Genomic DNA, 25,026 nt, shown 5'->3' with positions numbered 1-25,026 from the left:
GTTTGCTCTCGGCCGATATGGCCGACTTGGCGGGCTCCATAGGGAGCATCGAAGACGCCGTCGATTACATTCATTGCGACGTAATGGACGGTCATTTTGTCCCTAACCTGACCTTCGGCCCGCCCGTCATCAAGGCGATCAAGCGCGTCTCTGCGGTGCCGCTCGATGTCCATTTGATGATCGAACGTCCCGGCGCCTGGATAGAACGATTTCTCGGTGCCGGACTCGGGAGGGGAGATTACCTGACATTCCACATCGAAGCCGAGCCGGATCCGTCGGAAGCGATCGGCGTCATCCGCGCAGCAGGTGTCGGCGCCGGACTCTCGATCAAGCCGGGGACGCCGTTCGGCGCGATTGAGCCTTGGCTGGACCGTGTCGATCAGGTTCTGGTTATGACCGTAGAGCCAGGTTTTGGGGGACAGGCTTTCATCGCGGAGATGCTTCCGCGAATAGCCGAAACGAAGGCGCGCCTCGTAGGAGAGTGCCTGCTGGCAGTCGATGGCGGTATAGATGGCCGGACTGCACCTCTTGCCGCGAAGCAGGGAGCGCGGCTCCTGGTAGCCGGCAAGGCTATTTATGGCGAAAGAGACCCGAAAAGTGCGGCCGAAGAACTTCGGCGGGCGGCGACCATTGCGTTACAGGACGATATGCCCTAATATGAAAGATTAAGCCTTACTGATGCGCTTCGCTGCATCGGCTACGATCCGCTATCTTTAGAGTCCTTATGGAGAAGATTCCTTCCGCTTCCGGCGAGGGCGGCAAGTCGCTTCAGTCCGGCGGCCTTGCCCTCACCTTCGATGACGTCCTGATCGTTCCCCGCCGGTCCGGCATATTGCCGCGACAGGCCAACCTTGAAACCCGTCTCACCCGCAACATCCGCCTCAACATCCCGCTCCTCTCGGCAGCGATGGACACCGTTACCGAGTCTAAACTGGCGATTTCGCTGGCGCGCCAGGGCGGGATCGGCATCATTCACAAGAATCTCTCGATTGAAGAGCAGGCTGCCCAGGTCGATACGGTGAAGCGGTCTGAGAGTTTCACCATCACCTCCCCGGTCACGCTCCCGTCGCATCTTCCGCTTGGCCGGGCGCTCGAAGTGATGCACCGCTACCTCATATCGGGCATCCCGATCGTCGATGACGACCGCCTTACCGGCATCCTGACCCATCGCGACATACGCTTCGCCGCGGACTATAACCGGCCCATTGCGGAGTATATGACCAAAGGGCCGCTGGTAACGGCACCGGTCGGAACGACGCTCGAGCAGGCGCAGCAGATTTTGCAGGAGAAGCGGATCGAAAAGTTGCCGGTGGTCGATGGGCGGGGACGGCTGGTCGGCCTGATTACCGCCAAGGACATTCAGAAGAAGGCGATGTTCCCTCACGCCTGTATGGATGCGCTGGGCCGGCTTCGGGTCGGGGCTGCTGTCGGTGTCGCGGAGAACACCCTTGACCGGGCCAAAGCCCTTGCCGACGCCGGGGTCGATGTGATCTGCATCGACACTGCTCACGGTCATTCGGAGGGCGTTCTGAAGATGACCGGGCGGATCAAGAGCCTCCTGCCCAACCTCGACCTGATCGCCGGCAACGTCGCTACCGGTGCGGCGGTGCGCGACCTCGTTCAGGTTGGAGCCGATGCGGTCAAGGTCGGGATCGGCGCCGGAGCGATCTGCACCACCCGAGTCATTGCCGGGATCGGCGTGCCGCAGATCAGCGCGATCCTCGATTGCGCCGAAGCCGCCTTACCGGAGGGTATCCCGATTATTGCCGACGGCGGCATCCGTTACTCCGGCGACATTGCCAAAGCGATCGCCGCGGGAGCCTCATCGGTCATGATAGGGTCGCTCTTTGCCGGGATGGAAGAAAGCCCCGGCGAAATGGTGCTCTGGGAAGGACGGACCTACAAAGTCTATCACGGGATGGGGTCGTTGGCGGCGATGAAGCAAGGCTCTGCCGACCGTTATTTCCAGGAAGGCGCCGATCCTGACAAATTGGTGCCGGAAGGCATCGAAGGCCGGGTTCCGTTCAAGGGCCGGTTGGCCGATGCTGTCCAACAGATGACCGGCGGACTAAAGGCTGCAATGGGTTATTGCGGAACGCCTGACATCCCGTCATTTCAACGGGATACGCGGTTTATTCGGATCACTGCGGCAGGGGTCCGCGAAAGCCACCCCCACGATGTGATCATCACCCGCGAAGCGCCAAACTATCAGACTACGATTTGATCGGTCCGGCAACCACCAACGGCTGCCGGAGTCATTCCGGGTCCGGAAACGGGAAGGCTGGTCAGGAAGCAGGCTTGCTGCCGGACGAAGTCCGTGCCAGGTGGGCTTTGCGGCGAGCGGCGGTGTTGCGGTGAAGAATCCCCTTTATGACCAATTTATCAATCAGGCTATAGGCTTCGGCGAGGCTTCCCCGCGAAGCCTCGCCGGCACCAGCCTCCCGGACGCGGCGAATCGCCGTCCGGAGCATCGAGCGGTAATGGCGGTTGCGCAGGTTGGCTTTCAGATTGGTTCGAATGCGCTTGATGGCGGACTTGTGATGAGCCATAGGGTCGGGTCTCTGTCAGACGATGGCCGGGGGAAACGGAGTCCCCGTGCGGCGGGTGAAACTTGGGAGGCGCCGATTCGGCCGCCCCTGCCTGTTAACAAACTTATAAGTTAGTCCTTGTCGCCCTCCAAGTCAAGAGATCGCTCCCGTCCGAACCGCCCCTTGCGCGATAATTCCATCCTCCACCGGACGATGCTTGTGCTGCTGGTTCCGATTGCGCTCCAGTTTTCCGTCGGCTGCGCATATTACAACTACTTCTACAACGCTCGCAAACACTATCGCGAAGCCGAGAATCAACAACGCGAAGCCGGCTCGCGTCAACCGGCGCGGCGGGTATCGGGCAGCAGCAACTATGACAAAGCCATCGAGTCGGCCGGCAAGATGCTCGCCTACTATCCCGGAAGCAAGTGGGAGGACGACGCCCTCCTCTTGATCGCCAAGGCTTACTACCGCACTTCCAAGTATCGCAGCGCAGCCGGGAAGATCGACGAACTCGAGGCGAAGTACCCTTTGTCGGAACTCATCCCCGAAGGGCGCCTATGGAAGGGAATGTCGCTCTTTAAACTGGCGCAGCCCGACTCGGCGCGGCAGTTGCTCTCCGAACTGACTGCATCCGAATCATCCGACCTGATCGCAGCGCAGGCTCATCTGGCTGTAGGCGACTATTATTACGACGACAAGAGGTGGGATCAAGCCCTCGAGGAGTATGAACTGGCGGCCGAACGGGCCGGCGACGATGAATGGCTGCGCGGCCAGGCATGGGTGAGGTCGGGCGAGTGCCTTGGACTTGCCCGGCGTCACGAGGATGCCGTCCGCTTCTATGACCGTGTCCTGGCTCGCAAGATTCCGCGCCGGCTGAGGTTCGAAGCCTCGCTTCAGCGCGGCGTTGCGCTGCGGGAAGCAGGTCAAATAGACGAGGCGATGCAGGTCTTCGACGACCTCCTGGACGATGGCGCCTACTTCGAGGACTTTCCCCGCATCGAACTTGAAATGGCGCGCGCAGAAGCGATTACCGGCCGGCAGGATGATGCCATAGCCCGTCTTGCCAGATCGGTCGAAGGCGACAAGCGGGGCGAGGTCGCGGCCGATGCGCAGTATGAATTAGGGCGGCTGCTTTGGCAGGTGCGGCGCGACTACGGCGGTGCAGTTGCCGCGTTTAAGGCGGTCAAGCAGGCCGAGCGAACCGCCCGGTCGGGGCCGCTGGCCGACTCACTTCTGGCTGAAGTCGAAGCCCTCAGCAAATATTGGTATCATCTCCGCTTTATTGAGCGGCAGATGACCTTGATCGACAGCGTCCAGAGGGGTCTTAGAGCGATGACCTCTGCAGATACCGCCTTTGTCGATTCGCTCGCACCCTTCAAGGATAAGACTCCGGACCGGACGTCCCGTGCATCAAGGTCCCGCACCCGCGACCCACTCGCCCGGATGGTTGAGGAAGCCAAAGCCCGGGGCGATACACTGGGAGGGGATACTACGGTATCTAAGATTACAGCGGAGTTTGATTCAACTGCGGTGGCGCGGATCGACTCCCTAAGGCGCGCCTCCCGCCTTAAGACCTGGCTGCAACTGGCAGAGTTTCACCTCTTCGAGCGCAACGCAGCCGACAGCGCCGGTTACTACCTTAGGCTCACTTTGGATCAACCGCTCGATACCACCATGCGAGCGCGGGCTTTGGCAACGTTGGCATTTGTAGCGCGCTCGTCGGGGGATACGACGGCGCACGATTCGCTTTATAGTCTTATCCTGGCCGAGCCTCCCGATCCGGGCTGGGAAGCGCGGGCGCGCAAGGCATTGGGTCGTGCCGTCGAACCTGTCGTATCGGATATGGAGCGGATAATGGTGGAGGCGGAATCGCTCTGGACGGCAGGCGATCCAACCGCTGCGCGTCATCTCTACCTACTCGCTTCGGCGAGCGCCGATTCGGGCGATTCGCGGGGGGCTCGAGCGCTATTGGGCGCGGCATACATCACCAAGCGGGTGCTCGGCGAGGATACGCTTGCAGCGCAACTCTATGGCGAGGTTGTGACGCGCTTCCCCGGCTCGGCTGAGGCGCGTATCGCCCAGCGCAAGTATCCGGGGCAGCGTCCGACGGCGGCACCGCGCACACCTGCGCCCAAGCAGGAAATGCCCGCTTCACCGGCACCGGAGGATGAGTTCTACGATCGCTTTGAGATGTCAATGCCGGATCCGTCTATCGAAGAGGAACGTATTTACGACGCTGCGATGGTCGATGAGCCGCCGGTGTTGACGACGCTTCCGGAGATCCTCCGCAGCCACTTGAGCAACTACTACCCGATGGAGGCGTTGGCCGAGAATGTCCGGGGCCGCGTCGAGGTGGAACTTGTGGTGAGCAGGACCGGAGATCCGCGGGATGTTGTCGTACTGATGGCGGAACCGGAAGGACGCGGCTTTGACCGGGTGGCGCCGGAGGTGATGAGTCTTTTGCAATATCGTCCCGGCCGGCACCAGGGACGTCCGGTTGCGGTTCGGATGAAGCAGGTCCTCGAGTTTCCACCGTTGGGAGAGAATTGAACCGACCGATCGCGGAGATAGGCATCGTCCGGCACGCCTTCGAGGTCTCGGCGAACCTCTGGGACCTCACGGTCGAAGCGCCTCAGATCGCGCCGGTCACCCGTGCCGGCCAGTTCGTCCATGTCCGGGTGACGGACAACCACCATCCCTTCCTTCGTCGTCCGCTTTCGGTCGGGCCGGTTGCAGGCAAGTCCCTGCGTCTCATCTTCAACATTCGCGGCGAAGGAACACGCCTCCTTGCCGCCAAGCGTCCCGGCGACGCCCTCGACCTGATAGGCCCGCTCGGAACCGGCTTTGCGCAGCCTAATCCTGCGCGGACCAGCCTCCTCGTCGGCGGTGGGATCGGGGTCGTGCCGTTGCAGTTGCTCGACGATCAATTGCCCGCCAATGCTCCGCGAAGGTTCCTGCTGGGAATGCGTTCGCAAAGCACCTCGCCGTTGACACTGGAGGAGATCGAGGACCGTCGCATCGACGTCGCCTCGGACGACGGCAGCCTCGGCTTCAAGGGCAATGTCGCCGCTCTGCTCGAGCAGGTGCTTGGCGGGACGGATACGGCTTCACTTGACATCTACACCTGTGGGCCGGGAGCGATGCTGTCAGCCGTCAAGCGCATTTCGCTGGGAGCGGGCATCCCGGCTTTTGCGTCGCTTGAAGTGCCGATGGGCTGCGGACTGGGGGCTTGCCAATCCTGCGCCGTGCCGCGGGCGGATGGCGAAGGCTATTATCTGGTATGCCACGATGGGCCGGTCTTCGATGCGCGGTCGGTGATACTCGAACCGGAGGTGCTGCCCTGATGCCGTTCGATGCGTCGGTTACGATGCGGGGGCTGACCTTTCGGTCGCCGCTTCTGACCGGATCGGGGACCTTCGGCTACGGCGACGAGTTCCTTAGTGTGATGGACTATGCGCCGCTCGGAGGAATCGTTACCAAGTCGCTCTCGATCCGTCCGCGCGAAGGCAATCCACCCCCGCGCATTTGTGAGACGCCGGGCGGCGGGGTGATCAACTCGATCGGCCTGGCCAATCCGGGCGTCGAGGCATTCCTGAAGACAAAAGTGAAATCTCTCCCCGTCGGTACAACGCGGATTTTCCTCAGCATCGTAGGCGATACGGTCGAGGAGTTCACCGCCGTCCTGGAGAAGTTGGAGACCATTCCCGAGATCGATGGCTACGAACTCAACGTCTCCTGTCCCAATGTGAAGAAGGGTGGACTCAGCATCGGGGGAGATCAGGTCGCGGTTGCCGAGATCGTTCGCGCCTGCCGGGGGCTGACGAAGCGCTTTCTGGCGGTAAAACTGACGCCGCATCATCCCTCCGTGCCGCCCCTGGCGGAAGCCGCTGCCAAAGCCGGCGCCGACGCCCTTACGATGACGAACACTCTGGTCGCCATGATGATCGACGCCGAGAAGCGACGACCGATGCTCGGCACCGTCACCGGCGGCTATTCGGGTCCACCGCTTAAGCCGGTGGCACTGGCGAAGGTCTGGCAGGCATCGCAAGCGGTCGATCTGCCGATTTGGGCTTCGGGCGGCATCTCGGATGGCCTCGATGGGATCGAGTTCCTTATGGCGGGCGCAAGCGGCCTCCAACTCGGATCGATCCTGTTCGCCGATCCCTATGCCCCGGCGCGCATTCTGCGCGAGATGGAAGCGTGGTGCGACCGGCACGGCGTGGCGCGGCTCGCCGACTTGATCGGCTCGCTCAGGACTTGATCCGGTCACCGGATGATGCTTTCTCCACCGGTCGCAAGGTGCATAGGAACCTACACTATGTCGCTGCGACTCCTCGTATGTAACTTGACGTTGACGGTTCTCATTTCGGCTTGCACTGCCAGTCCGCGTTTCACCAGCGGCCGTTATGATCCATCGGGGAATTACCGGGTCGGACAAACCTGGATCTGCACTGCCTCCTTCTATGCCGAAGACTTCGATGGACGGAAGACGGCGAGCGGCGAGACCTACGATATGCACGGCTCGACCGCAGCGCACAACAGCCTTCCCTTCGGGACTCAACTCCGGGTCGAATACCCGCCGACCGGCAAGACGACGACCGTCGTGGTGAACGACCGGGGACCGCATATCGCGGGCCGCTCGCTCGACCTTTCGCTCGGAGCGGCTCGTCAGATCGGGCTGACGGGGCCGGGGGTCGGCGAAGTGCGGGTAACGATTCTCTCACTTCCCGATAATCCATGAAAGCAGGCAACCTGACGCAGCGGATTCTCGTCTCAGCAGTCGGAATACCGCTGCTGCTCTGGTGCACCTGGCAGGGTGGATACTACCTTACGGCGCTGGTTGCCGCGGTCGCGCTACTCGCACAGAAGGAGTACTACGATCTGCAGGTGCAGTGCGGTCGCAGGCCTTTTGCTGAGCCGGGGCTGCTGATCGGGGTATTGATTGTCGTTCTGTGGCAGATGCGCGGGATGGAAGCGCTCGGCTGGGTGATCGCGACTTCGTTTTTGATGCTGGTCTTCTCTGGAATGGCCTCCGGCCGGTCGCAGGCAGACGTTCTGGCAACGTTGGGAGGAATCTGTTACCCGCCGCTGCTGGGAGGTGCATTTCTCGCCGTTCGCAACTACGGAGGAGGTTTTACCGACGAGGGCCGCGCACTTGCGATCCTGCTCTGGGCTGCGCTCTGGCTCACCGACACCTTTGCCTATGCCGGCGGACGCTGGCTCGGCCGGCATCCCCTGGCACCGACCATCAGTCCCGGCAAAACCGTAGAGGGCTTCCTGTTCGGTCTGGGAGGAGCCGTTATTGCCGCGGCTGTTGGAGCACTTGTTGGTTGGATCGATATTCTCAACGCCGTCGCCCTTGCACTGGCAGCCGGTCTATTTGGTCAGTATGGCGATCTGGTTGAATCGCAACTTAAGCGGGAGGCGGGCGTCAAGGACTCGGGACGCCTTATACCCGGGCATGGCGGCGCCTTCGACCGGTTCGACAGTTTCTTTGCCGCTGCGCCGATCCTGGCAATGGTCTTACTGGTCCGGACATTGACGCGATTGTAGTTGTCCGGACAGGCATTTATCCAAACCTATGTTTCGCATACCCATATCTGAACTTGACGCTCACGCCCGACAGTTGCGGCGCGACCTGATCGAACTGATCTACCGCGCCAGGTCGGGCCATCTCGACACTTCGCTCTCGCTGGTCGAGGTCTATCTGGCGTTGGTTTACAGCAGTTCCTACCGCTGCGATCCTTCGCGGGGCGATTGGTCCGGACGCGACGCGATCTTCCTGTCGGAAGGTCACGCCTGCCCGATACAATACCTTATCAATGCCCGGCTCGACTACTATCCGGTTGAAGAGGTCTTTGCCGGCATCCGCAAGCCGCACTCGCCCTTTCAAGGTCATACCCAGCGCAACTTGAAGTATGGTTTGGAGAACTCCAACGGCTCGCTTTCAATCGGCGTCTGGCAAGCCTATGGCTTTGCCCTTGAATGGCCGCAAGATGTCTATTGCATCGCCGGGGATGGCGAGTTCGAAGAGCCTTCGGCGCTCGGTCTTCTGGCAGCGCCGCATCACTTGAAACCGGCCGGGAATTTCACGCTCTTGCTCAACAACAACGGCTTGGCGCAGGATGCCGCGACCGACATCGGACCGCTGGCAGATGCGGCCCGGCTTTACAACTGGAACGTGATGGAGATCGATGGCCACGATTGGGCTGCGCTCGGCGAGGCCTTACAGGAAGCCGTTCGCGATCGTCAGCGGCCGAAGTTCATCGTTTGCAGGACGGTCAAAGGGCAGGGCGGCGACCCCGCCAAAGCCGGGAAACTCGGCAGCCACGGCAAGCCTCCAGCAAACGAGGCTGAGAGGAACGCCTATCTTGCAGGCGTCGATGCCGCAGGGGAGGGCCGTTGATGCAGACCTTTGGCAACGTCTCGCTCCGCGAGGCCTTCGGTGAGGCGCTGCTTGCCGCGGGAGAGCAATTTGACGATCTGCGCGTTCTCGATGCCGGGACCAGCAATTCGACGATGAGCGAGCCGTTTCGCAAGAAGTGGCCGGAGCGGTTCTATACCGCCGGGATCAATGAACCGGGGATGATCGGGCTGGCAACCGGTCTGTCAATGGCCGGCCGGAGGGTGGTAGCCTGCGACATGTCGATCTTTCTCCAGCATGCCTTTGCGCACCTGACGACCGCGGCGAGGCAGGGCGAAGATCTGCATCTCATCGTAGCCGCGAGTCATACCGGCATAGCCGTAGGCCCGGACGGCGGCTCGGCGCACGATCTGACCGATCTGGCTCGCATGCGGCTCATACCGGGGTTCACGGTCCTGGCGCCTTGGGATGGGCATCAGGTTAAGCAAGCGCTCGAGGTCATTCTGAACCGCAAGGGTTGCTATTATCTCCGCCTTAACCGCCCGAAAGTGCCGATTTTCACCGCGCCGGACGTTCGGTTCGAGATCGGCAAGGCAGTCATCTTACGCGAAGGCCGTGAAATCAGCATCGTCGCGACGGGCGACAAGGTCTATGCCGCGCTTGAAGCCGCCGATATGCTCGGCGATGGCGTAGCCGAAGTGATTGGCGTTGCCTCGATCGAGCCGTTCGACGACGCGACGGTGGTTGCATCCGCCATTCGCACCGGGCGCGTCGTCACAGTCGAGGATCATATATTCGTGGGTGGTCTCTACGAGCGAACCGCCGGGGTGCTCGCGGCGAGTCACCCGACGCCGATGCGCCGGGTGGCGTTAGACCGGATATTCACAACCTCGGGCGAACCGGACGAATTGGCGAGGCTTTACGGGGTCGATGCAGCGGCTATTGTCGAAGTCTGCAGGAAGTTCCTGGGCGTTAGTGACTGAACTTATTGTGAACGACTCCGACGTCCTTTTATCCGTCCGTGACCTGCGGGTCGAATTTCATTCCGACGACGGCGTGGCGCGCGCGGTCGATGGCGTTTCGTTCGACGTCAAAGCCGGGCAGACCCTCGGCCTGGTCGGCGAATCGGGCTGCGGTAAGACGGTCTCCTGCCTGGCGATCCTGCGCCTGATTCAGCAGCCGCCGGGCCGGATAGCAGGCGGAGTGGCTCTCTTCAGTGGACGGGACTTGCTGCAACTGAGCGAAGATGAAATGCGCTCGGTGCGGGGAAACGACATTGCGATGGTCTTTCAGGAGCCGATGACGTCGCTCAATCCGGTTTTCACCTGTGGCGATCAGGTAGCCGAAGCGGTGATGCTGCATCAAGGCGTGAACCGCTCTGAGGCGCGTCGGGCGGCCCTTGAGGCTTTCAAACTGGTCGGCTTGACCGATCCGGAACGGCGGCTCGACGAATACCCTCATCAACTATCAGGCGGACTGCGCCAGCGGGTGATGATCGCCATGGCCCTTGCCTGCCGACCGCGACTTCTGATCTGCGATGAGCCGACGACCGCGCTCGACGTTACGATCCAAGCCCAAATCCTGGTCCTCTTGCGCCGGCTTCAGCGTGAACTTGGGATGGCGATCATAATGATCACTCATAACCTCGGCGTCGTCGCGGAACTGGCCGACAACGTCGCGGTTATGTATGCCGGGCGGATCGTCGAGACCGGGAGCGTATCCGACGTCTTCCTGCGGCCTCGACATCCTTACACGATAGGCCTGCAACAAGCCGTGCCGCGACTCGGCCTTCGGCGCGAGACGCTCTACCAGATCGAAGGCGTCGTGCCGAATCCTCTGAATCTACCTTCCGGCTGCCGGTTTCATCCCCGTTGCCCGTTAGCCGACGATCGCTGCCGCGCCGAGGAGCCTGAGCTTCTCTCTCTACCCCAAGTCAGTGCCGGCAGCCGTGCCGCCTGTTGGAAGGCTGGTCAATTCGATCCCGCCGCTCTCTATGCCCGCCGGGACGTCCTCCCCTCAGCCGTTTAGGCGCATCGCCGGCCGCTACCGCCGGGTCAACCGCTTCATTAGTTTTGGTCTCGACGCCGTCTGGCGGCAAAGCGTCGTGCGCTCACTTCTGCTGAAACCGGGGGAGCGACTGCTCGATGTCGGATCTGGTGCCGGGGAGTTGATCGAGTTCGTCGAAGGCCGCGGTATCGTCAAGATCGGGATCGATCCTGAGCGGGCGATGCTGATGACCTCGCGAGTGCCGTTTCACCGGGTGCAGGCTCGGGCGGAAGAGTTACCCTTTCGTCCCGGCTCGTTCGATGCGGTCGTCTCGGCCTTTGCCCTGCGCAACCTAAGCGACCGGCAGGCGGCCATCGGCGAGATGGATCGCGTCCTTGGTGCCGGCGGTCGAGGCGCTCTGACCGATTTCTCACCACCGAAAGGAGGGCTCTGGGGAGGACTGATGCGGTTATACCTTCAAATCATACTGCCGCACTGGGGGGGACTCCTCTCCGGCGACCGGGAAGCCTATCGCTATCTTTCCCGCACCATTTTCGCCTTCCCATCACCGGAAGCGATCGTTCGCGAGATAGCCTCGCAACAGCTCGATGATGTAAGATTCCGCCGGTTGACCGGAGTCGTTGCTGTTCTTTATACCTTTCGCAAGCGGCGATGAGCGTATCCGGCACTGCTGTCCCGCTAACCGACGTCTGCTTTCTCGAAGCGCCATTCGGGCCGTTCACCTACCTTGTCCCCGATGAACTGGGAGTGGTCGAGCCGGGCCAGAGGGTGCGGGTGCCCTTTGGTCGTGCGATGCGGACCGGGGTTGCCGTCGGGTGGTATCTCGGGCCGAAAGAAGAACGTCATAAGCCCGTCGGAAGCCTGCTCGATCGTTCACCGCTCCTGCCCGCGGACCTGCTCGACCTAACCCGCTGGATGGCGGAATACTATCTCTGCGAGTGGGGGGAAGTGCTTGCTGCGGCAATACCATCCGGGCTAAAGAGTCGGGTCGCCGGGAAGTATCACTTATCGGAAGCCGGTCGCGCCGAGTTGTGGATCGCTGAAGAAGCCGGCCCGACAGCCGACCTCTGGCGGGCGCTGGCGCGCGGAGTCCTCTCCCGCGAAGCCATCATTAGACGCTCTTCCAAGGGAGGTTCGCTCTTCGAGCAGTTCCGCAAGCGCGGCTGGCTTGAACCGGCACCCGATAGGATGCCCTCCCGCGATGCCGGCTTCGACTTCGTTTGGATCTGGACCGGCGTAATCAGTTATGAGGACGCGCTCGACGCTCTGCCCAAGAACGCCCTTAAGTTGCGCCGGGTCGTGGAACATCTTCGCGAGCGAGATGGGCGTCTGGTGCAAGGGCGTCGTTCGCCGGAGTTGCCAGGTCTTACGGCTGCTTTGCGCAACCTAAAGAACCGGCGGTGGGTGGAATCTGGCAGAGTCTTGCGCGATGTTACGGTGAGGTCGCAGAGTGGTTTGGTCGAAACGGCTCTGGAGACGCCGGAACTCTCTGAAACGCAGCAGGCGATCGTCGCCAAAGTCCGGTCGGCGCTTGCCGAGCGTCGATTCCAGACCTTTTTGCTCTATGGCGTAACCGGCAGCGGCAAGAGTTTGATATACCTCGAAGCGGTCGCCGCGGCGCTGACGGCCGGGCGTTCGGCACTGGTACTGGTGCCGGAGATTGCTTTGACGCCGCAACTTGCCGGACGCTTGCGGAGGCGCTTTGGCGACCGGGTGGCGGTCGTTCACAGCAGCCTATCCGCGGCCGACCGGCGGGATATCTGGCGTGCGATTCGGAGCGGTGTCCGGGACGTCGTCGTAGGGGCGCGGTCGGCGCTCTTTGCGCCGCTTGACCGGCCTGGCTTGATTGTGGTCGATGAAGAGCACGACGACTCCTACAAGCAGGACGACCCGTCACCCCGCTACAACGCCCGCGACGCAGCTCTGAAGCGGGCTCAACTCTGCGGCGCCACGGTCCTGCTCGGCTCGGCGACGCCCGATGTCGTCAGTTTTCACAATGCCTTGGGAAGGCGCTATGAACTTTTGCAACTGCGCGAGCGGCATCAGGGCGTAGAACTTCCAGCGGTTACAGTCGTTAAATGGTGGGGACTGGAGCCGGGAAACCTCCTCTCCCCGCCGCTAAGGTCGCGGCTCGAGCGGACACTGGGGGAGGGCCGCCAGGCGATCTTGCTCGTGAACCGTCGCGGCTTTTCAACTCTTATCCGGTGTCGGGAATGCAGGGAAGTGGTGAAATGCCCCGACTGCGACGTCTCACTTAGGTATCATCGCGACGGCGAAAAATTAGTCTGCCATCTTTGCGGGTTTTCGAGCCGGGTGATTACGACCTGTCCGGCTTGCGGCGGCATTCGGGTGCGTTATGGTGGATTGGGCACTCAAAAGGTTGAGCGGGAGTTGAATCTGCTCTATCCACTGGCCCGCGTAGCGCGAATGGATCTCGATACCACTCGTCCTTCCGGAGCCGGTCAGGAGATACTCTCGCGGATGGCCGCCGGTGAGATCGATGTTTTGCTCGGCACCCAAATGGTCGCCAAAGGGCACGATTTTCCGGGTGTGAAACTGGCCGGGATACTGGCGGCGGATCTCGAATGGCTGCAACCCGACTATCGTGCCGTCGAGCGCGCTTTTCGCATCCTCACTCAAGCGGCCGGTCGCACCGGACGTGCCGGCGGCGGCGACGTCGTCATTCAGTCCGCGGTTCCGGAAGCCAAACTATTGCGATGGGTGCAGGCTCACGACTACGAGCAACTCTACCGGTCGGAGATTGTGGCGCGCGAGCCGCTCGGCTACCCGCCATTCGGGCGGCTTATAGCGATCGGAGTGAGGTGTCCGGAGGCAGAGAAAGCGGATGCTGCGGCAAATGCGCTTCGCGATCGCCTTGTCGAAGGACTTAAGTTGGGACGGGTGCTCGGTCCGGCGTCGCCGCCGGTGGAACGAGCAGAAGGTCATTACCGACGCCGACTTCTTGTCAAGTTCCCGCGCCGGTTCGACACACCCTTCAGAACCGACAAGGAGACAATCTACAATATCTGCCGGGAAATTCAGTCTCTGGCGGGCAGGAGCGCGGTGAGAATCAGCATCGATGTCGATCCGATTGAGACCTGAAGTCTATCTGACAATGCTGGCTATATTTGACTTCGTTCCCGCGCAGGCGGGAACCCATCCCAGCCTATCTGGTCTGGATCCCCGCTTGCGCGGGGATGACGAAACCGACAAATGTGCTCTTAAGTGTGGTGTCAGGTGTCTCACCTGACACTATCAAGCACTCTTGGTCGCGGTGTAAGTTGTCTAATCTGACACCAACATACCTTTATTAACAATGACTTCCCGTCGGGTGAGGACACCCGACGGCACCCAACAATGACTTCCCGTCGGGTGAGGACACCCGACGGCACCCCAGGGCATTCTCGGACAGGCTGCTGCGCGGGAATGACGAAGCCGGAAGATATACTTATCTTCTCAAACAGATACTCAGGTGAACTGTTCAGTTAACATCATGTTTAGATGGTATACCCAATGGCTGCCCCGACTCACCGTCGGGCTGTGGCTGATGCTGCTAATGTCCGTCAGGGCTGGCGCGCAGACCTCGTATCGCATTGTTCCCCGTCCCCCTTTTGTATATTACTATGCCGGTGAAGACGAGCGATTTTTGGGTCAACTTGACGAGGCGCTGCAATCGCTCCGTGTCGGAATGGAGACAACGCTCGGAGCGACGCTGCCCGACGAAGTGCGGATCGATCTTCCGCCGTCGCGCAGCGAGTTCGTCCGGATCACCGGAGGGCGCGCGCCGGAGTGGGCCGGGGGGATTGCCTACCCGGACCGCAGACGGATCGTCATCCGACCGGCGCACACCATACCGGGCGGCGTTCCAATAAGCGTTACCGCAGCCCACGAGATCGGGCACATCCTGATCCATGTTGCCAATGGCGGCCAGGGGGGGATACCGAAGTGGTTAGAGGAAGGTCTCTGCCAGGTGTTGGCGGGTGAGAGCCGGGCGGGATCGCTGGGAGCGCTCGGTCGCGCCGCAGTGGCGAACCGGCTGATGGGGCTGCCCCGAATCGACGACGTGTTACAGTATTCCGCGCCGGATGCTGAACTGGCTTACATTGAGGCGCGCTATGCTGCGGGATCGTTCGTTGAGCGATTCGGATGGGAATCCGTCCGGCGCCTGTTGCAGGAGACTTCTCCCGACCGTCCCTTCGATGCGGTTTTTCACGCCGTAACCGGGGTTGAATACGAATACTGGCAAGCCGAATGGCTCGAGAAGGCGCAGGAGCGCTATCGCGGGTTGGCGTTGCTCGACCTCGACAACCTGATCTGGATCGGGATTGTTCTCTTGGCGATGGTTGCCGTAATCGCGGTCTGGATTCGTAAACGGATACAGTTCAGGAAATGGCTGGAGGAAGAAGACGACGATGAGACCCCGGTCGATCCATCTGATGAGCCGATTCATCCACATTAAACCAAAAAGAACCGCCTGCAGCGGAGCGCTCATCGCGCTGGTGCTGGCGAGCGGAATGAATGCAGCGATGGCTGCCGGGCGAACCGGCTTTCCACTTCTGGCAATTCCGGTCAATGCGCGAGCCGCAGCGCTCGCCGGTGCGCCGGTTGCCGCGCCGGGCAAGGTGCTGCTTACAGACTGCAATCCGGCGAATCTCGCGACTGGCGAGCGACTCGCGACAGCCGCTTACGGCACTCATCCGGCTGCTATCTGGAGTGGTCGTCTTCATTATCAACAGCCGCTTCGCTATGGCACGGCAGCGCTTTTCCTGAAGTCCCTCGACTACGGGAGCATCGAGGAATCGCAGCGCGACCTGGGTCCGACCGGGCGGACGCTTGCAGCGGCGGAGTATCATTACGGCGTGAGTTGGGCCGGTGAACTCTATCCCCGACTATACGGCGGCTTGACGGCAGGTATGATCTCCGGGCGGCTGGCTGAAGCGGACGCGGCGGGCTACGCTTTCGACGCAGGACTTGTTTACGACTTGCAATGGGAGGATGTCGTCCTGGGCGCGGCGATGGTCAATCTCGGCCGTCAGTGGGACGGCTACGGAACCGGAACCGATCCCCTGCCGACCGAACTGCGTCTGGGAGGATCGAAGAAACTGCAGCATTTGCCGCTGACGCTGCATCTGACAACGCTCATGCGAGCCAGGGGCGAAGGCGAGTGGCGGGCCGGGATGCTGCCGGGCGAGCCCGATTTGGCATTTGCTGCCGGGGGCGAGTTTGAGATTACTCCTTCGGGAGGCGGTAAACCGCTCTATTTACGGATCGGTTACGGCAGTCAGGGTCGCGACCAGCGGGTCGGCCATCGGCGCGACACACTTTCCGGCTTCACCTTTGGCTTTGGGATCGGCTTCGGCCCCACCAGCCTCGACTATGCGATACTTTCGCTCGGAGCGTTGGGCAGCGTTCAACGTTTCGGATTTGCGTTCACGCTCTAACCGCCGTCCGGGGGGCGGACTCGACATCAACCCGCAGCATTAATTGGCCTTATGGCACTCAAGTGCAACTCGTGCAAGACCTACGTAACCAAGATTCCGGTCAACTGGAAGTGTCCGCACTGCGGTGAGCAACTTCCCGAGCCGACGAAATGGTTCCTGTTTGTGGAATCGTCGATCGAGGGCCTGCAGGATAAGGGCGCGATCTTCTGGTCAATTTGGTTTGGAGTTCTGGTACTGGCGGTCGGGTTCATAGAACTATTCGCCGGCCGGGGGGAACTGCTTGGCTACCTCGTGGATAGTCTGCTGTTGGCGATATTGGGGATTTCCCTCGGTGGAATCCTAATCGACATGTCGGTGCGGATTCACCTCCCGATCCGGCTGCCTTATGGGACGGACTTCATCATCCGCGAACGGGCCGGAATTCGCAACATCCGCAAGGCGACCCTGGGTGCCATCGTATTGGGACTTATTACCGCGCTCTCCTATGGCGGGATAAGCCTCTACTTCGAATACTTCCCGGCGGTCATTGTGATAGTTGGTTGGTATCTCGCCTTTGCCTGGTCGATAGCCGGGCTGTTTCTCGATCCGCGATGGCTCGACGACGTGCGGTTCCGGTTCTACCTCGAGCGGCTCGGCATCTTCAGCCTAAAGCACTTCCGGCGGCTGGCGACGATCATGATCGGGGCACTGGTGATGATAGCCATCGGTTTCAACGTGCTCTTGAACATCCCCGGCATCTGGCTGAAATTGCGCAACATTGGAGCCATCAACGCGGTCGTGCACTTCATCGAACTCTACCTCGACTGGCTGGTCTGACGCGGCGGACGGCCGGAATCGGACTCATGCCGGGAAGTTGACGTTGAAACAGCCGGGGCGGAGATGAACCGGTTCGGCCCTCGAGTGCTAATCGACTCGATCTTCTTCTGTTTGCTGTTTACGGTTCGTAGTGCGATATCTGAAGAGCCGGATGAATTTGCGAAGATCGCCTGTTTGGTCCCCTTAACCGGCGCCTATCAGGAGGCCGGCCGGACGCTGCACAGGTCCTATCATCTTGGATGGCGAACATCCCGCCCATCCGATGTCCGGGTGGTGTTACTCACCTTTGACACCCGCTCCGATCCGGCAGTAGCCGAATCGCTCGCCATCTCCCTTGCGAATCAGCGCAACGTGATACTCTTGGTCGGTGGATTTCCTTCCTCATCGGCCTACCGAATAGCCCGGATTGCCGAGACTTTCCGCCTGCCCTATCTGATCGACGCAGCGTCGGGCGACAGTCTGTCGGCCGAGGATCGCGAGTGGATCTTCCGCATTGCGCCACCGGCTTCGGAGCAGAATGAAGGTCTGGTCGGCTGGGCCATGACGACTATTGGCAACCGCAAACCTCTGGCAATCGTAGGCAGCGAGTCTACATCCGCAGCGCCGGCGATAGACGACCTTGAGCGCGACCTTAACCGGGTATGGCGGGGCCGGGTGGACCGGATCCGGTTTGCCCCGGGACTGGAGGATTTCACCCCGTTGCTGTCGCTGCTTAAGCCTCAGAAACCGGCCGCAGTCTGGCTTTTCGGCGAGACCGCAGACATAGCCCGATTCTTACGGCAGGCGCGATCAGAGCGATTTATGCCGTTCGCCTTCCTGCTGGGGACGACAGGACTCGCAAGCTACCGCTTGATCGCCCTCTCGGAAGGCACATCGAGTTGGATTTTCGCCCCGGTTATCTGGACCGCGGATGATCCACGTCCGGCGGCGCAGGAGTTTCTCCGTCACTGGCGACCGGGTCGCAAAGGCGACGATCCCGATCCGCTCGCAGCGCTGGGCTATGCTGCGATGGAAGTCGTCGGTGATGTCCTTACCCATTCCGGCGGCGAAGAGCGGTCGCTCATTCGTAAAGCACTCGCTGAGACGTCGCTTAGGACAGCAGTCGGCCCGGTCGAGTTCACCGACTTCCCCGGTTACTACAATCAGAATCGCATGCAAACCTCTGCAATGCAACTGCGCAGCGGCACCTGGAGCGTCGTTTGGCCGCGCGTTTTGGCGTCTGCGAGAGCTGTCTATCCGGTTCCCGATTGGCGTGAACGGGAACGTGCCGTCCGGCGCGACAACGTCCGCGACCGGATCAGCCTGGCTATGGTGGCAGTCACTGCGCTCCTGTTGGTGTTGATTATGGTGAGGAGAAGGCGAATGGGGCCGTGATCGAGGGATATTGCCTGGTGCACTAAGTATTAGCAGGGCACTTGTCATGCTGAACGCAGTGAGCGTCTCGACCGAAGAAGGGCATTCCAGATGAAATCGAATCGTGCCCCCGGACACCCAGTCTGGCGTGTAGCGGGGAGATGTGGTGCAAGTGGACGAAGGGTCCACCCGCCAATACAATACGACTGCACGCTTTTTCACAAGACTAACTGTATATTCCCCCTGTAGTCCCCCCGTGAGCGGGGGGACAAGTAAGGAAGGTACTGCGGCACTATTCTTGCTTTGATGAATGTTGCCCCAGCGGGTTTCAACTGCCAATTTCACCCGACTTGCCCATGCGTCCTCTGCCTCATCTACAAAACTATCCGGCCATACCGGGGTGCGAGATTATGCATCCCGGCCATGTCGCCTGCCCCGGTTGCGGTGCGGCGCTCGCTATGCGACTGGCACTAAAGACGCTGGGGCGCGAGACGATTCTGGTCATTCCGGCTTGCTGCTGGGCAGTGATCGACGGGCCGTTTCCTTACTCAGCATCGGGGGTGCCGGTCTATCAGACGGCGTTCGAGACAGCGGCCATCACCGCCGGAGCAGTCCGTGCCGGGCTCAATGCGACTGGGAAGAAGGGAGTGAACGTCGTCGCCTGGGCTGGCGACGGCGGAACCTTCGACATCGGCTTCGGGCAACTCTCGGCGGCTGCTGAGCGAAACGACGACATCATATACGTCTGCTATGACAACGAAGCCTATATGAACACGGGTATTCAGCGCTCATCGGCAACGCCGTGGGGAGCCTGGACGACGACGACGCCGGGCGACGATTTCAAGCGCGAGCGCAAAAAGAACCTGATGGAGATTATGGCCGCGCATCGGATACCTTATGCGGCAACGGCGACGCTGGCGTGGCCCGACGACCTCGTCCGCAAGTTTGAGCGCGCACGGGATATGACCGGCTTCCGCCTGATCCACATTTTTTCGCCCTGCCCGCCGGGGCATAAGGCGGTCGAAAAGGACTCCATCCTCGAAGCGCGCTACGCCGTCGAAGCACGTGTTTTCCCCCTCTACGAGGTCTTCGACGGCCGCCGGTTTATGCTCTCGCTCGATCCTCCGGCCCGGCCGGTGAGCGACTACCTTAGAATACAGGGGCGATTCAAGCATCTCACACCGGAACAGCGGTTGCAGATTCAGAATTGGATCGACGAAGACTGGGCTCATCTCAGGCGACGTATGGAAGCGGCCTGACCTCCTCCGACGGATTGGAAAATCGCTCCTCTTGATGGATGGTCATTCCCACCTAATGGACTTCATCTTGGGCTCCGTCCGCTCATTCGTATATTAAACCCATCTTTGCGGCTGCATCCGTAGTCCGATCCCGCCTGACACATGACATCCTGGCGTATAAAGACTTGAACATCGCCCTCATCGAACCGGAACTGGAACGTTTCCGCAGGCGATACAAAGAGAGGCTGCACAGCGGGCTCTTCGTCATCGACCGGGTCGCCGGTTATCTGGTGAAGACACAAGGGAAAGGTCTGCGTCCGACCTTGACGCTGCTCGCTGCATCGTTGAATGGGAGTCGTCCCCCTGAAACGGCGATTCAGGCGGCGGTTATCGTCGAGTTGCTGCACGAAGCGACGCTGGTGCACGACGACGTCGTCGATGAGTCGGCAACGCGGCGCGGCTGGCCGTCGCTGCCGGCGAAGTTTCGCAACAAGATAGCGGTCCTGTTCGGCGACTATATGCTGGCGACGGTGCTTGCCGAGACGCTTGAGGCCCGCGACTTGAAGTGGCTCGATGTGCTTTCACACACCGCTCGCCGGATGGCGCGCGGCGAACTGGTGCAAGCCTCGGGGTCGCGCCGCCTCGACCTCAGCACTGAGGAATACCTGAAGATGATAAGCGACAAGACGGGCGCCCTCTTCAGCGCCGGTTGCAGATTGGGCGGGCTTTCGTGCGGGCTTGCGGACGATGCGGTAAAGCAACTTGGCCTTTATGGCGAACACCTCGGCGTCGCCTTCCAGATACGCGACGACCTGCTCGATCTCTTCGGCAGCAGCGCCGGACTGGGCAAGCCGCTCTTCGGTGATCTTAAGCAGCGCAAGTTGACCCTGCCCCTCCTGACCGCCCTTGGCAACTCACCCCCGCGAGAGGCGGGACGCATTCGGGCTCGTATCCGGAGAGGACTCCGCTTTGGCGAAGCCGGTAAGGTGGCTGACTTTGTCCGTAAGTATGGGGGAGAGGAATCTGCCATTGCGGTCATGGAAGTGGAAGCGGCGCGGGCGGCGCAGGCGCTGAACGGCGTTCCGACCGGTGCTGCCCGTGATGAACTACACCAATTGGTAACTTATGCGATGAGGAGAAGCCGATGATTCGGGAAATCGTTTTGACGCTTGCAGCCGGGAGCATCCTATCCGGATGCGGTTCGAGCGAAGTCGCAGTCAACAAGGAATCCGTTCAGGGCGTTATAATAACGGTTCGCGTGGAGAGTGCAGGCGATAGCAAGCGGGCTTCGCAACTGGCGCAGACCGGTATCGACGCTATCGAGAAGCGACTCGAACTGCTGAAGGACAATAACGGCGCACTGGCGAAACTGAATCGGGAGCGGGCGCTCGCCCAGCCGCCGGAAGACCTGGTCAGGCTGCTGGAAGGCGCCGAGCGTCTTCAACGCGAGACCGGGATGGCATTCGACCATCGCTACGGCGAAGTGCGCAGACTCTGGGCGCTCGACTCCAAGCGCCCGGGGATGCCCGACGCAACCCAGTTGGAGGGAGCCTTGCAGCGTGCTCGCGCAACCCGGATCGAGGTCTCGCGGGAGCGCATCGGCATTGAGGGTCAGGGACTCGTCGATCCCGGTCTATATGGGCTGGGTTGGGCAGCGGACGGTGGATTTGAAGCCATCGCCGCAATGGGAAGCAGCGACGGGACTATCGTAGTTGGACCGCTGCACCTTGCCTGGGGCCGGGCTGCCGACAGCGCAAGATGGAATCATACCTTTGCCGACCCCCGGGAGCCGGACCTGCAATATACCCTTACCCCGGAGGCCGGAGCATTGGCGCTACTGCATCCGGCAGCGAACGGTATGGTCATAGCGGATAGTCTCTATCTTCGATTAGTGAGTCCTCGCAACGGTCAGCCATCGGGCGAGATCTGGACGCTTGCCGTTTGGTGTCGCTCGGCTGCGGAAGCCGGCGGTTTGGTCGAAGCATTCATCACGATGGGCCGGCGCGGCGCAACAGAGTGGCTGATGCACCATCCGGGCATCGGGTTTTTCGTCATAAGCGGCAGCAGCGAAGAGTATGCCGCTGAAGCCGATCCGGTTATGGGGCAATGGCTCACCAGCCGGATGAAGTGAGTATCTCCGGGAACGAAACGGCTGGCATACTGGTCGTGCGGCTCAGTTCGTTGGGAGATGTCGTTCTCACTTCAGTTGCAATCCGGGCGCTGCGACGGGCGAATCCTTTAGCCCGGATCGAGTTGCTTACCCTCGCATCGTGGACGGAGATCGGACTGGCAATGCCGGAGGTCGATCTCGTTCACGCCTATCCTGGCAAGCATTCCGAGCGGAAGCGACTTGCCTCCGGGCTCCGGGATCGAGACATCTCCAGAGCGCTTGATTTACAGAACAACGTCCGCTCCCGGATACTCATCAGAAAGCTCGGCATTACCCGGATTGTCCACTATCATAGGCCACGATTTAACCGGTTCTTACGCATTCACTTTCCAACCCTGCGCGATAGGATTGGGACGCCTCCGGCAGTCGCGCTACAATATCTTGAAGCGGCCGCGGCTTTCGGAGCCGAAGACGACGGGGGCGGAACTTATCTAAGAGCCGATGCGGAACGGGTCCGCATTATCGGACAAAGACTTGATGAATTCCGTGCAGCAAGTGGGATCGCACAGGACGTCCGGCCGTTGGTCGTTGCTCCCGGAGCGTCACACCCGACCAAAGCCTGGACAGAAGAGGGTTGGATGGAGTTCCTTTTCCGGCAGGGCGAAGCGTTTCTGGTTTTCGTCGGGACGACCCGGGAGAGGGAGTTTTCGAATCGCCTGGCGGCCCGACTCACCCGGCCGGCCTTGAACTTTTGCGGTGAAACGACACCGGGCGATCTCGTTGCCCTGTTGTCCCAGTCAAAAGCATTCATCGGCAGCGACAGCGGGCCGATGCACATTGCGACTGCGGTAGGGACCCCGACGGTAGCGCTTTTTGGGCCGACGGTGCCGGAGTTTGGATTTGCCCCGTTTCGCGCCGCCAGCGGAGTGGTTCAGGTTGAGGGGCTGGCCTGCCGCCCGTGCCATCCCCATGGCCCGAAGGTCTGTCCGCTGGGACATTTCCGTTGCATGAATGAGATAAGGCCGCAGATGGTTGAGGCGGCGCTAAAGGACCTGCTCGCTGTAGATGCAAGCGGTCATCGCACCTCGGGAGGCTCCGACGGCGGGCGATAGAATTGCCCGGCCTTATGAACTGGGTGGAGGGTGGTATCGCTTCTACGATGCGATGCTGCCGCTTGCGGCACTCTTGCTGAAGGCAGCGTCACCGTTTGAGGGGCGGCTTCGCAGCGCACTTGAAGGGCGTCGCAAAGCCTGGCGCATTGAGCGCGAAGATGACCGACCGCTCGTCTTAATCCATACCGCGTCGCGAGGAGAGTTCGAGGGGGTGATGCCGCTCCTGGACCGTCTTCATTCTGCGGGAAAGGTGCGGCTTGCGCTCTCCTATTCGTCGTCGTCGGTCGAGAAAGCCGTTTCGGCCCGGTCCGACCTCGCCGCTTGCGGTTATTTGCCGCTCGACTTCCTCGATCATCAACTCCGCTTTTTAGCGCGGCTCGAGCCGGTACTTTTGCTGATCAGCAAGCATGACTTCTGGCCTAATATGCTCCGTGCGGCGGCCGCACTTAATATCCCGACGATACTCCTGAATGCCAACTTTCATCGCGGTTCACGGCGGCATTTCCCGTTTGTCAAGGGCTTTTCAAGATCTCATATGAAGTTTCTCAGTGCCGTCTGGGCGGTGTCGGACGAAGATGCCGGCCGCGCCCGGGTCTTCCTTGACGAAAGGACCGATCTTGCAGTGTTAGGCGATACCCGATACGATCAGGTGCTCCGCCGGGCGGAGGAGGGAGGCGCTCGCTTTGCCTCGCTGCGGGAGGCGCTGGGTGTGGGACCGGTGGTCATAGCGGGGAGTTCGTGGGAGCCTGACGAGCGGATTTTCTACCCGGTCTTTGCGGAATTGCAGCGGAAGAACCCGAACGCCCGGTTGGTCGTTGCTCCTCACGAAGTAACCTCTGAGTCGCTGGAACGGAACATTGAGAGTGCTCGGCGGGAAGGGCTTGGGGTTCTGAGATTCTCGGAGTGGACAGGCGGGGCGGTTGAAGCGGAGGTCTTATTGGTCGATCGGATGGGTGTTTTGGCGCAAGTTTACGCTGTCGGGGATATGGCCTGGGTGGGAGGAGGATTTGGCAAGGGTCTGCACAGCGTTCTCGAACCAGCAGCCTGCGGTCTCCCGGTTGCCTTCGGTCCGCGCCACTATGTCGCGCACGAGGCGGGGTTGCTCATTGCGTCCGGCGGTGGCTTCGTCATCATGGAGCGGGAGTCTTTGCAACGACTTTGGGGAGGCTGGCTGGCATCGCCGGAGACGTTAAAGGAAGCTTCGGGGCGCGCCAGGCAAGTCGTTCGGGAGCGTTCCGGAGCGACCGACCGAATCCTCGAGCGACTCCAGACCTATCTTCCCGCCTGATGGCTGCGCTGGCGATTGAAGACGTTTCGTTTGCCTGGCCGGGTGGCGGGAAGGTCATCGAAGCCGCTTCGGCGCGCATTTTTACGGGCGAATGTGTTATCTTGTATGGAGCGAACGGTTCCGGCAAGAGCACCTTGGCGCGGCTGGTTTGCGGTCTCCTGACGCCTTCAGGGGGGAGCATTCGGCAGTCGCCGCCAAGGAGCAGGGGGTGGAACGGCATCGGTTACCTGATGCAGGATCCCGAGGCGCAGTGCCTCGCGGCGTCGGTCGAACGGGAGGTGGCATGGGGACTGGAAAATCTTGCCGTGCCGGAGCCGGAGTTGTCGCATCGGGTCGAGGAGGCGATCCGTCGGTTCGAGTTAGGCGCACTACGGAACCGCCCGCCGGAGACGCTCAGCGACGGTCAGCGTCAATTGACAGCCCTCGCCTCGATCGTTTCGATGCGGCCGGACTTCCTGATCCTTGACGAAGCGACGTCGTTCCTCGATCCCGAATGGGCCCGGCGAATCGCCGGGCTGGCAAAAGACCTTTGCGGCGAGGCCGGAGTGATCTGGATTGCCTCGCGGAGGCGGCAACTTCCGCCGGCTGACGCGTGGTGGATATTGGAACGCGGGCGTTTGACCGTAATGCGATGATCGTTTAAATAGTTGTTTATATAAATTGTATTGTCTTGTCAACGTGTTTACAATCAAGCAGCTTTTGGAGCCGCGATAAGTCGTTCTGCTGGGGTGCAGCCGTTTAGTCTATAGCCCTGATGCGGGCGGTT

23 protein-coding genes are annotated in these 25,026 nt (G+C 61.0%); 22 read left to right on the top strand and 1 reads right to left on the bottom strand.

Features of this window, described 5'->3' with window-relative positions; genetic code table 11:
• Positions 1 to 17 precede the first annotated feature (17 nt).
• Together FJY67_00720 and guaB are read left to right on the top strand one after the other, a co-directional pair.
• Positions 18 to 656 (top strand): ribulose-phosphate 3-epimerase, encoded by a 639-nt coding sequence (locus FJY67_00720; protein ID MBM3327981.1) that lies wholly within the window; start codon positions 18 to 20, stop codon positions 654 to 656.
• A 68-nt stretch (positions 657 to 724) separates the two neighbouring features.
• Positions 725 to 2,224, top strand: a complete 1,500-nt coding sequence (guaB, locus tag FJY67_00715) for an IMP dehydrogenase (GenBank protein ID MBM3327980.1) — start codon at positions 725 to 727, stop codon at positions 2,222 to 2,224.
• A 61-nt stretch (positions 2,225 to 2,285) separates the two neighbouring features.
• Here guaB and rpsT read toward each other — a convergent pair whose 3' ends face one another.
• A complete protein-coding gene (gene rpsT / locus FJY67_00710; GenBank protein MBM3327979.1) occupies positions 2,286 to 2,549 on the bottom strand; it encodes a 30S ribosomal protein S20 in 264 nt (87 codons plus the stop codon).
• Between the two features lie 117 nt (positions 2,550 to 2,666).
• Between rpsT and FJY67_00705 the strand changes: the two genes are divergently transcribed.
• The 20 genes from FJY67_00705 to FJY67_00610 all read left to right on the top strand — a co-directional run bounded on the left by FJY67_00705 (position 2,667) and on the right by FJY67_00610 (position 24,895).
• Positions 2,667 to 5,081, top strand: coding sequence for a tetratricopeptide repeat protein (locus FJY67_00705; protein ID MBM3327978.1), 2,415 nt, complete (start codon positions 2,667 to 2,669; stop codon positions 5,079 to 5,081).
• Entirely contained in the window at positions 5,078 to 5,875 is a 798-nt protein-coding gene (locus FJY67_00700; GenBank protein ID MBM3327977.1) for a dihydroorotate dehydrogenase electron transfer subunit, read from the top strand. The genes FJY67_00705 and FJY67_00700 overlap by 4 nt, the downstream gene beginning before the upstream one ends.
• Positions 5,812 to 6,792, top strand: coding sequence for a dihydroorotate dehydrogenase (locus tag FJY67_00695; protein MBM3327976.1), 981 nt, complete (start codon positions 5,812 to 5,814; stop codon positions 6,790 to 6,792). The genes FJY67_00700 and FJY67_00695 overlap by 64 nt, the downstream gene beginning before the upstream one ends.
• Positions 6,793 to 6,804: 12 nt before the next feature.
• A complete protein-coding gene (locus FJY67_00690) occupies positions 6,805 to 7,272 on the top strand; it encodes a septal ring lytic transglycosylase RlpA family protein (protein ID MBM3327975.1) in 468 nt (155 codons plus the stop codon).
• Positions 7,269 to 8,084, top strand: coding sequence for a phosphatidate cytidylyltransferase (locus FJY67_00685; GenBank protein ID MBM3327974.1), 816 nt, complete (start codon positions 7,269 to 7,271; stop codon positions 8,082 to 8,084). Before FJY67_00690 ends, FJY67_00685 begins: the two co-directional genes overlap by 4 nt.
• A 28-nt stretch (positions 8,085 to 8,112) precedes the next feature.
• The gene (locus FJY67_00680) at positions 8,113 to 8,937 is read left to right on the top strand and encodes a hypothetical protein (protein MBM3327973.1); all 825 of its coding nucleotides are present in this window, start codon (positions 8,113 to 8,115) and stop codon (positions 8,935 to 8,937) included.
• Complete coding sequence (locus FJY67_00675) at positions 8,934 to 9,878, top strand: transketolase family protein (GenBank protein ID MBM3327972.1); 945 nt, start codon at positions 8,934 to 8,936, stop codon at positions 9,876 to 9,878. Before FJY67_00680 ends, FJY67_00675 begins: the two co-directional genes overlap by 4 nt.
• Positions 9,826 to 10,923: an ABC transporter ATP-binding protein gene (locus FJY67_00670; GenBank protein ID MBM3327971.1), complete on the top strand. Its 1,098-nt coding sequence runs from the start codon at positions 9,826 to 9,828 to the stop codon at positions 10,921 to 10,923. Before FJY67_00675 ends, FJY67_00670 begins: the two co-directional genes overlap by 53 nt.
• Positions 10,844 to 11,557: a methyltransferase domain-containing protein gene (locus FJY67_00665; protein MBM3327970.1), complete on the top strand. Its 714-nt coding sequence runs from the start codon at positions 10,844 to 10,846 to the stop codon at positions 11,555 to 11,557. The genes FJY67_00670 and FJY67_00665 overlap by 80 nt, the downstream gene beginning before the upstream one ends.
• Positions 11,554 to 14,004, top strand: coding sequence for a primosomal protein N' (priA, locus tag FJY67_00660; protein MBM3327969.1), 2,451 nt, complete (start codon positions 11,554 to 11,556; stop codon positions 14,002 to 14,004). Before FJY67_00665 ends, priA begins: the two co-directional genes overlap by 4 nt.
• A 391-nt stretch (positions 14,005 to 14,395) precedes the next feature.
• Positions 14,396 to 15,361, top strand: a complete 966-nt coding sequence (locus FJY67_00655) for a hypothetical protein (GenBank protein ID MBM3327968.1) — start codon at positions 14,396 to 14,398, stop codon at positions 15,359 to 15,361.
• On the top strand, positions 15,315 to 16,343 hold the full coding sequence (locus FJY67_00650) for a PorV/PorQ family protein (GenBank protein ID MBM3327967.1): 1,029 nt from the start codon (positions 15,315 to 15,317) through the stop codon (positions 16,341 to 16,343). The genes FJY67_00655 and FJY67_00650 overlap by 47 nt, the downstream gene beginning before the upstream one ends.
• A 51-nt stretch (positions 16,344 to 16,394) precedes the next feature.
• Positions 16,395 to 17,159, top strand: a complete 765-nt coding sequence (locus tag FJY67_00645; protein MBM3327966.1) for a hypothetical protein — start codon at positions 16,395 to 16,397, stop codon at positions 17,157 to 17,159.
• 63 nt (positions 17,160 to 17,222) lie between these two features.
• Positions 17,223 to 18,533, top strand: a complete 1,311-nt coding sequence (locus tag FJY67_00640) for an ABC transporter substrate-binding protein (GenBank protein ID MBM3327965.1) — start codon at positions 17,223 to 17,225, stop codon at positions 18,531 to 18,533.
• A gap of 335 nt (positions 18,534 to 18,868) precedes the next feature.
• The gene (locus FJY67_00635; protein MBM3327964.1) at positions 18,869 to 19,771 is read left to right on the top strand and encodes a pyruvate synthase subunit beta; all 903 of its coding nucleotides are present in this window, start codon (positions 18,869 to 18,871) and stop codon (positions 19,769 to 19,771) included.
• 92 nt (positions 19,772 to 19,863) lie between these two features.
• Entirely contained in the window at positions 19,864 to 20,898 is a 1,035-nt protein-coding gene (locus FJY67_00630) for a polyprenyl synthetase family protein (GenBank protein ID MBM3327963.1), read from the top strand.
• A complete protein-coding gene (locus FJY67_00625; protein ID MBM3327962.1) occupies positions 20,895 to 21,881 on the top strand; it encodes a hypothetical protein in 987 nt (328 codons plus the stop codon). The genes FJY67_00630 and FJY67_00625 overlap by 4 nt, the downstream gene beginning before the upstream one ends.
• Positions 21,857 to 22,972 carry a glycosyltransferase family 9 protein gene (locus FJY67_00620; GenBank protein MBM3327961.1) on the top strand — a complete coding sequence of 372 codons (1,116 nt, stop codon included), beginning with the start codon at positions 21,857 to 21,859 and terminating at the stop codon, positions 22,970 to 22,972. The genes FJY67_00625 and FJY67_00620 overlap by 25 nt, the downstream gene beginning before the upstream one ends.
• On the top strand, positions 22,926 to 24,260 hold the full coding sequence (locus FJY67_00615) for a hypothetical protein (GenBank protein MBM3327960.1): 1,335 nt from the start codon (positions 22,926 to 22,928) through the stop codon (positions 24,258 to 24,260). Before FJY67_00620 ends, FJY67_00615 begins: the two co-directional genes overlap by 47 nt.
• The gene (locus FJY67_00610; GenBank protein ID MBM3327959.1) at positions 24,260 to 24,895 is read left to right on the top strand and encodes an ABC transporter ATP-binding protein; all 636 of its coding nucleotides are present in this window, start codon (positions 24,260 to 24,262) and stop codon (positions 24,893 to 24,895) included. Before FJY67_00615 ends, FJY67_00610 begins: the two co-directional genes overlap by 1 nt.
• Positions 24,896 to 25,026: the final 131 nt, after the last annotated feature.

The organism is Calditrichota bacterium, assembly GCA_016867835.1.
In the GTDB taxonomy this organism is placed as follows: domain Bacteria; phylum Electryoneota; class AABM5-125-24; order Hatepunaeales; family Hatepunaeaceae; genus VGIQ01.
The sequence above is the reverse complement of the archived record's forward strand: the minus strand, read 5'-3'. Positions and strand labels throughout refer to the sequence as shown.

Bases quoted from the DNA above. Each gene is read 5' to 3' on its own strand.
- rpsT (MBM3327979.1), bottom strand. From the start codon at position 2,549: ATGGCTCATCACAAGTCCGCCATCAAGCGCATTCGAACCAATCTGAAA.
- FJY67_00645 (MBM3327966.1), top strand. From the start codon at position 16,395: ATGGCACTCAAGTGCAACTCGTGCAAGACCTACGTAACCAAGATTCCG.
- FJY67_00620 (MBM3327961.1), top strand. From the start codon at position 21,857: ATGGCTCACCAGCCGGATGAAGTGAGTATCTCCGGGAACGAAACGGCT.
- FJY67_00695 (MBM3327976.1), top strand. From the start codon at position 5,812: ATGCCACGATGGGCCGGTCTTCGATGCGCGGTCGGTGATACTCGAACC.
- priA (MBM3327969.1), top strand. From the start codon at position 11,554: ATGAGCGTATCCGGCACTGCTGTCCCGCTAACCGACGTCTGCTTTCTC.
- FJY67_00655 (MBM3327968.1), top strand. From the start codon at position 14,396: ATGTTTAGATGGTATACCCAATGGCTGCCCCGACTCACCGTCGGGCTG.
- guaB (MBM3327980.1), top strand. From the start codon at position 725: ATGGAGAAGATTCCTTCCGCTTCCGGCGAGGGCGGCAAGTCGCTTCAG.
- FJY67_00670 (MBM3327971.1), top strand. From the start codon at position 9,826: ATGCAGCGGCTATTGTCGAAGTCTGCAGGAAGTTCCTGGGCGTTAGTG.
- FJY67_00685 (MBM3327974.1), top strand. From the start codon at position 7,269: ATGAAAGCAGGCAACCTGACGCAGCGGATTCTCGTCTCAGCAGTCGGA.
- FJY67_00690 (MBM3327975.1), top strand. From the start codon at position 6,805: ATGATGCTTTCTCCACCGGTCGCAAGGTGCATAGGAACCTACACTATG.
- FJY67_00635 (MBM3327964.1), top strand. From the start codon at position 18,869: ATGCGTCCTCTGCCTCATCTACAAAACTATCCGGCCATACCGGGGTGC.
- FJY67_00650 (MBM3327967.1), top strand. From the start codon at position 15,315: ATGAGACCCCGGTCGATCCATCTGATGAGCCGATTCATCCACATTAAA.
- FJY67_00640 (MBM3327965.1), top strand. From the start codon at position 17,223: ATGAACCGGTTCGGCCCTCGAGTGCTAATCGACTCGATCTTCTTCTGT.
- FJY67_00720 (MBM3327981.1), top strand. From the start codon at position 18: ATGGCCGACTTGGCGGGCTCCATAGGGAGCATCGAAGACGCCGTCGAT.
- FJY67_00625 (MBM3327962.1), top strand. From the start codon at position 20,895: ATGATTCGGGAAATCGTTTTGACGCTTGCAGCCGGGAGCATCCTATCC.
- FJY67_00610 (MBM3327959.1), top strand. From the start codon at position 24,260: ATGGCTGCGCTGGCGATTGAAGACGTTTCGTTTGCCTGGCCGGGTGGC.
- FJY67_00615 (MBM3327960.1), top strand. From the start codon at position 22,926: ATGCAAGCGGTCATCGCACCTCGGGAGGCTCCGACGGCGGGCGATAGA.
- FJY67_00680 (MBM3327973.1), top strand. From the start codon at position 8,113: ATGTTTCGCATACCCATATCTGAACTTGACGCTCACGCCCGACAGTTG.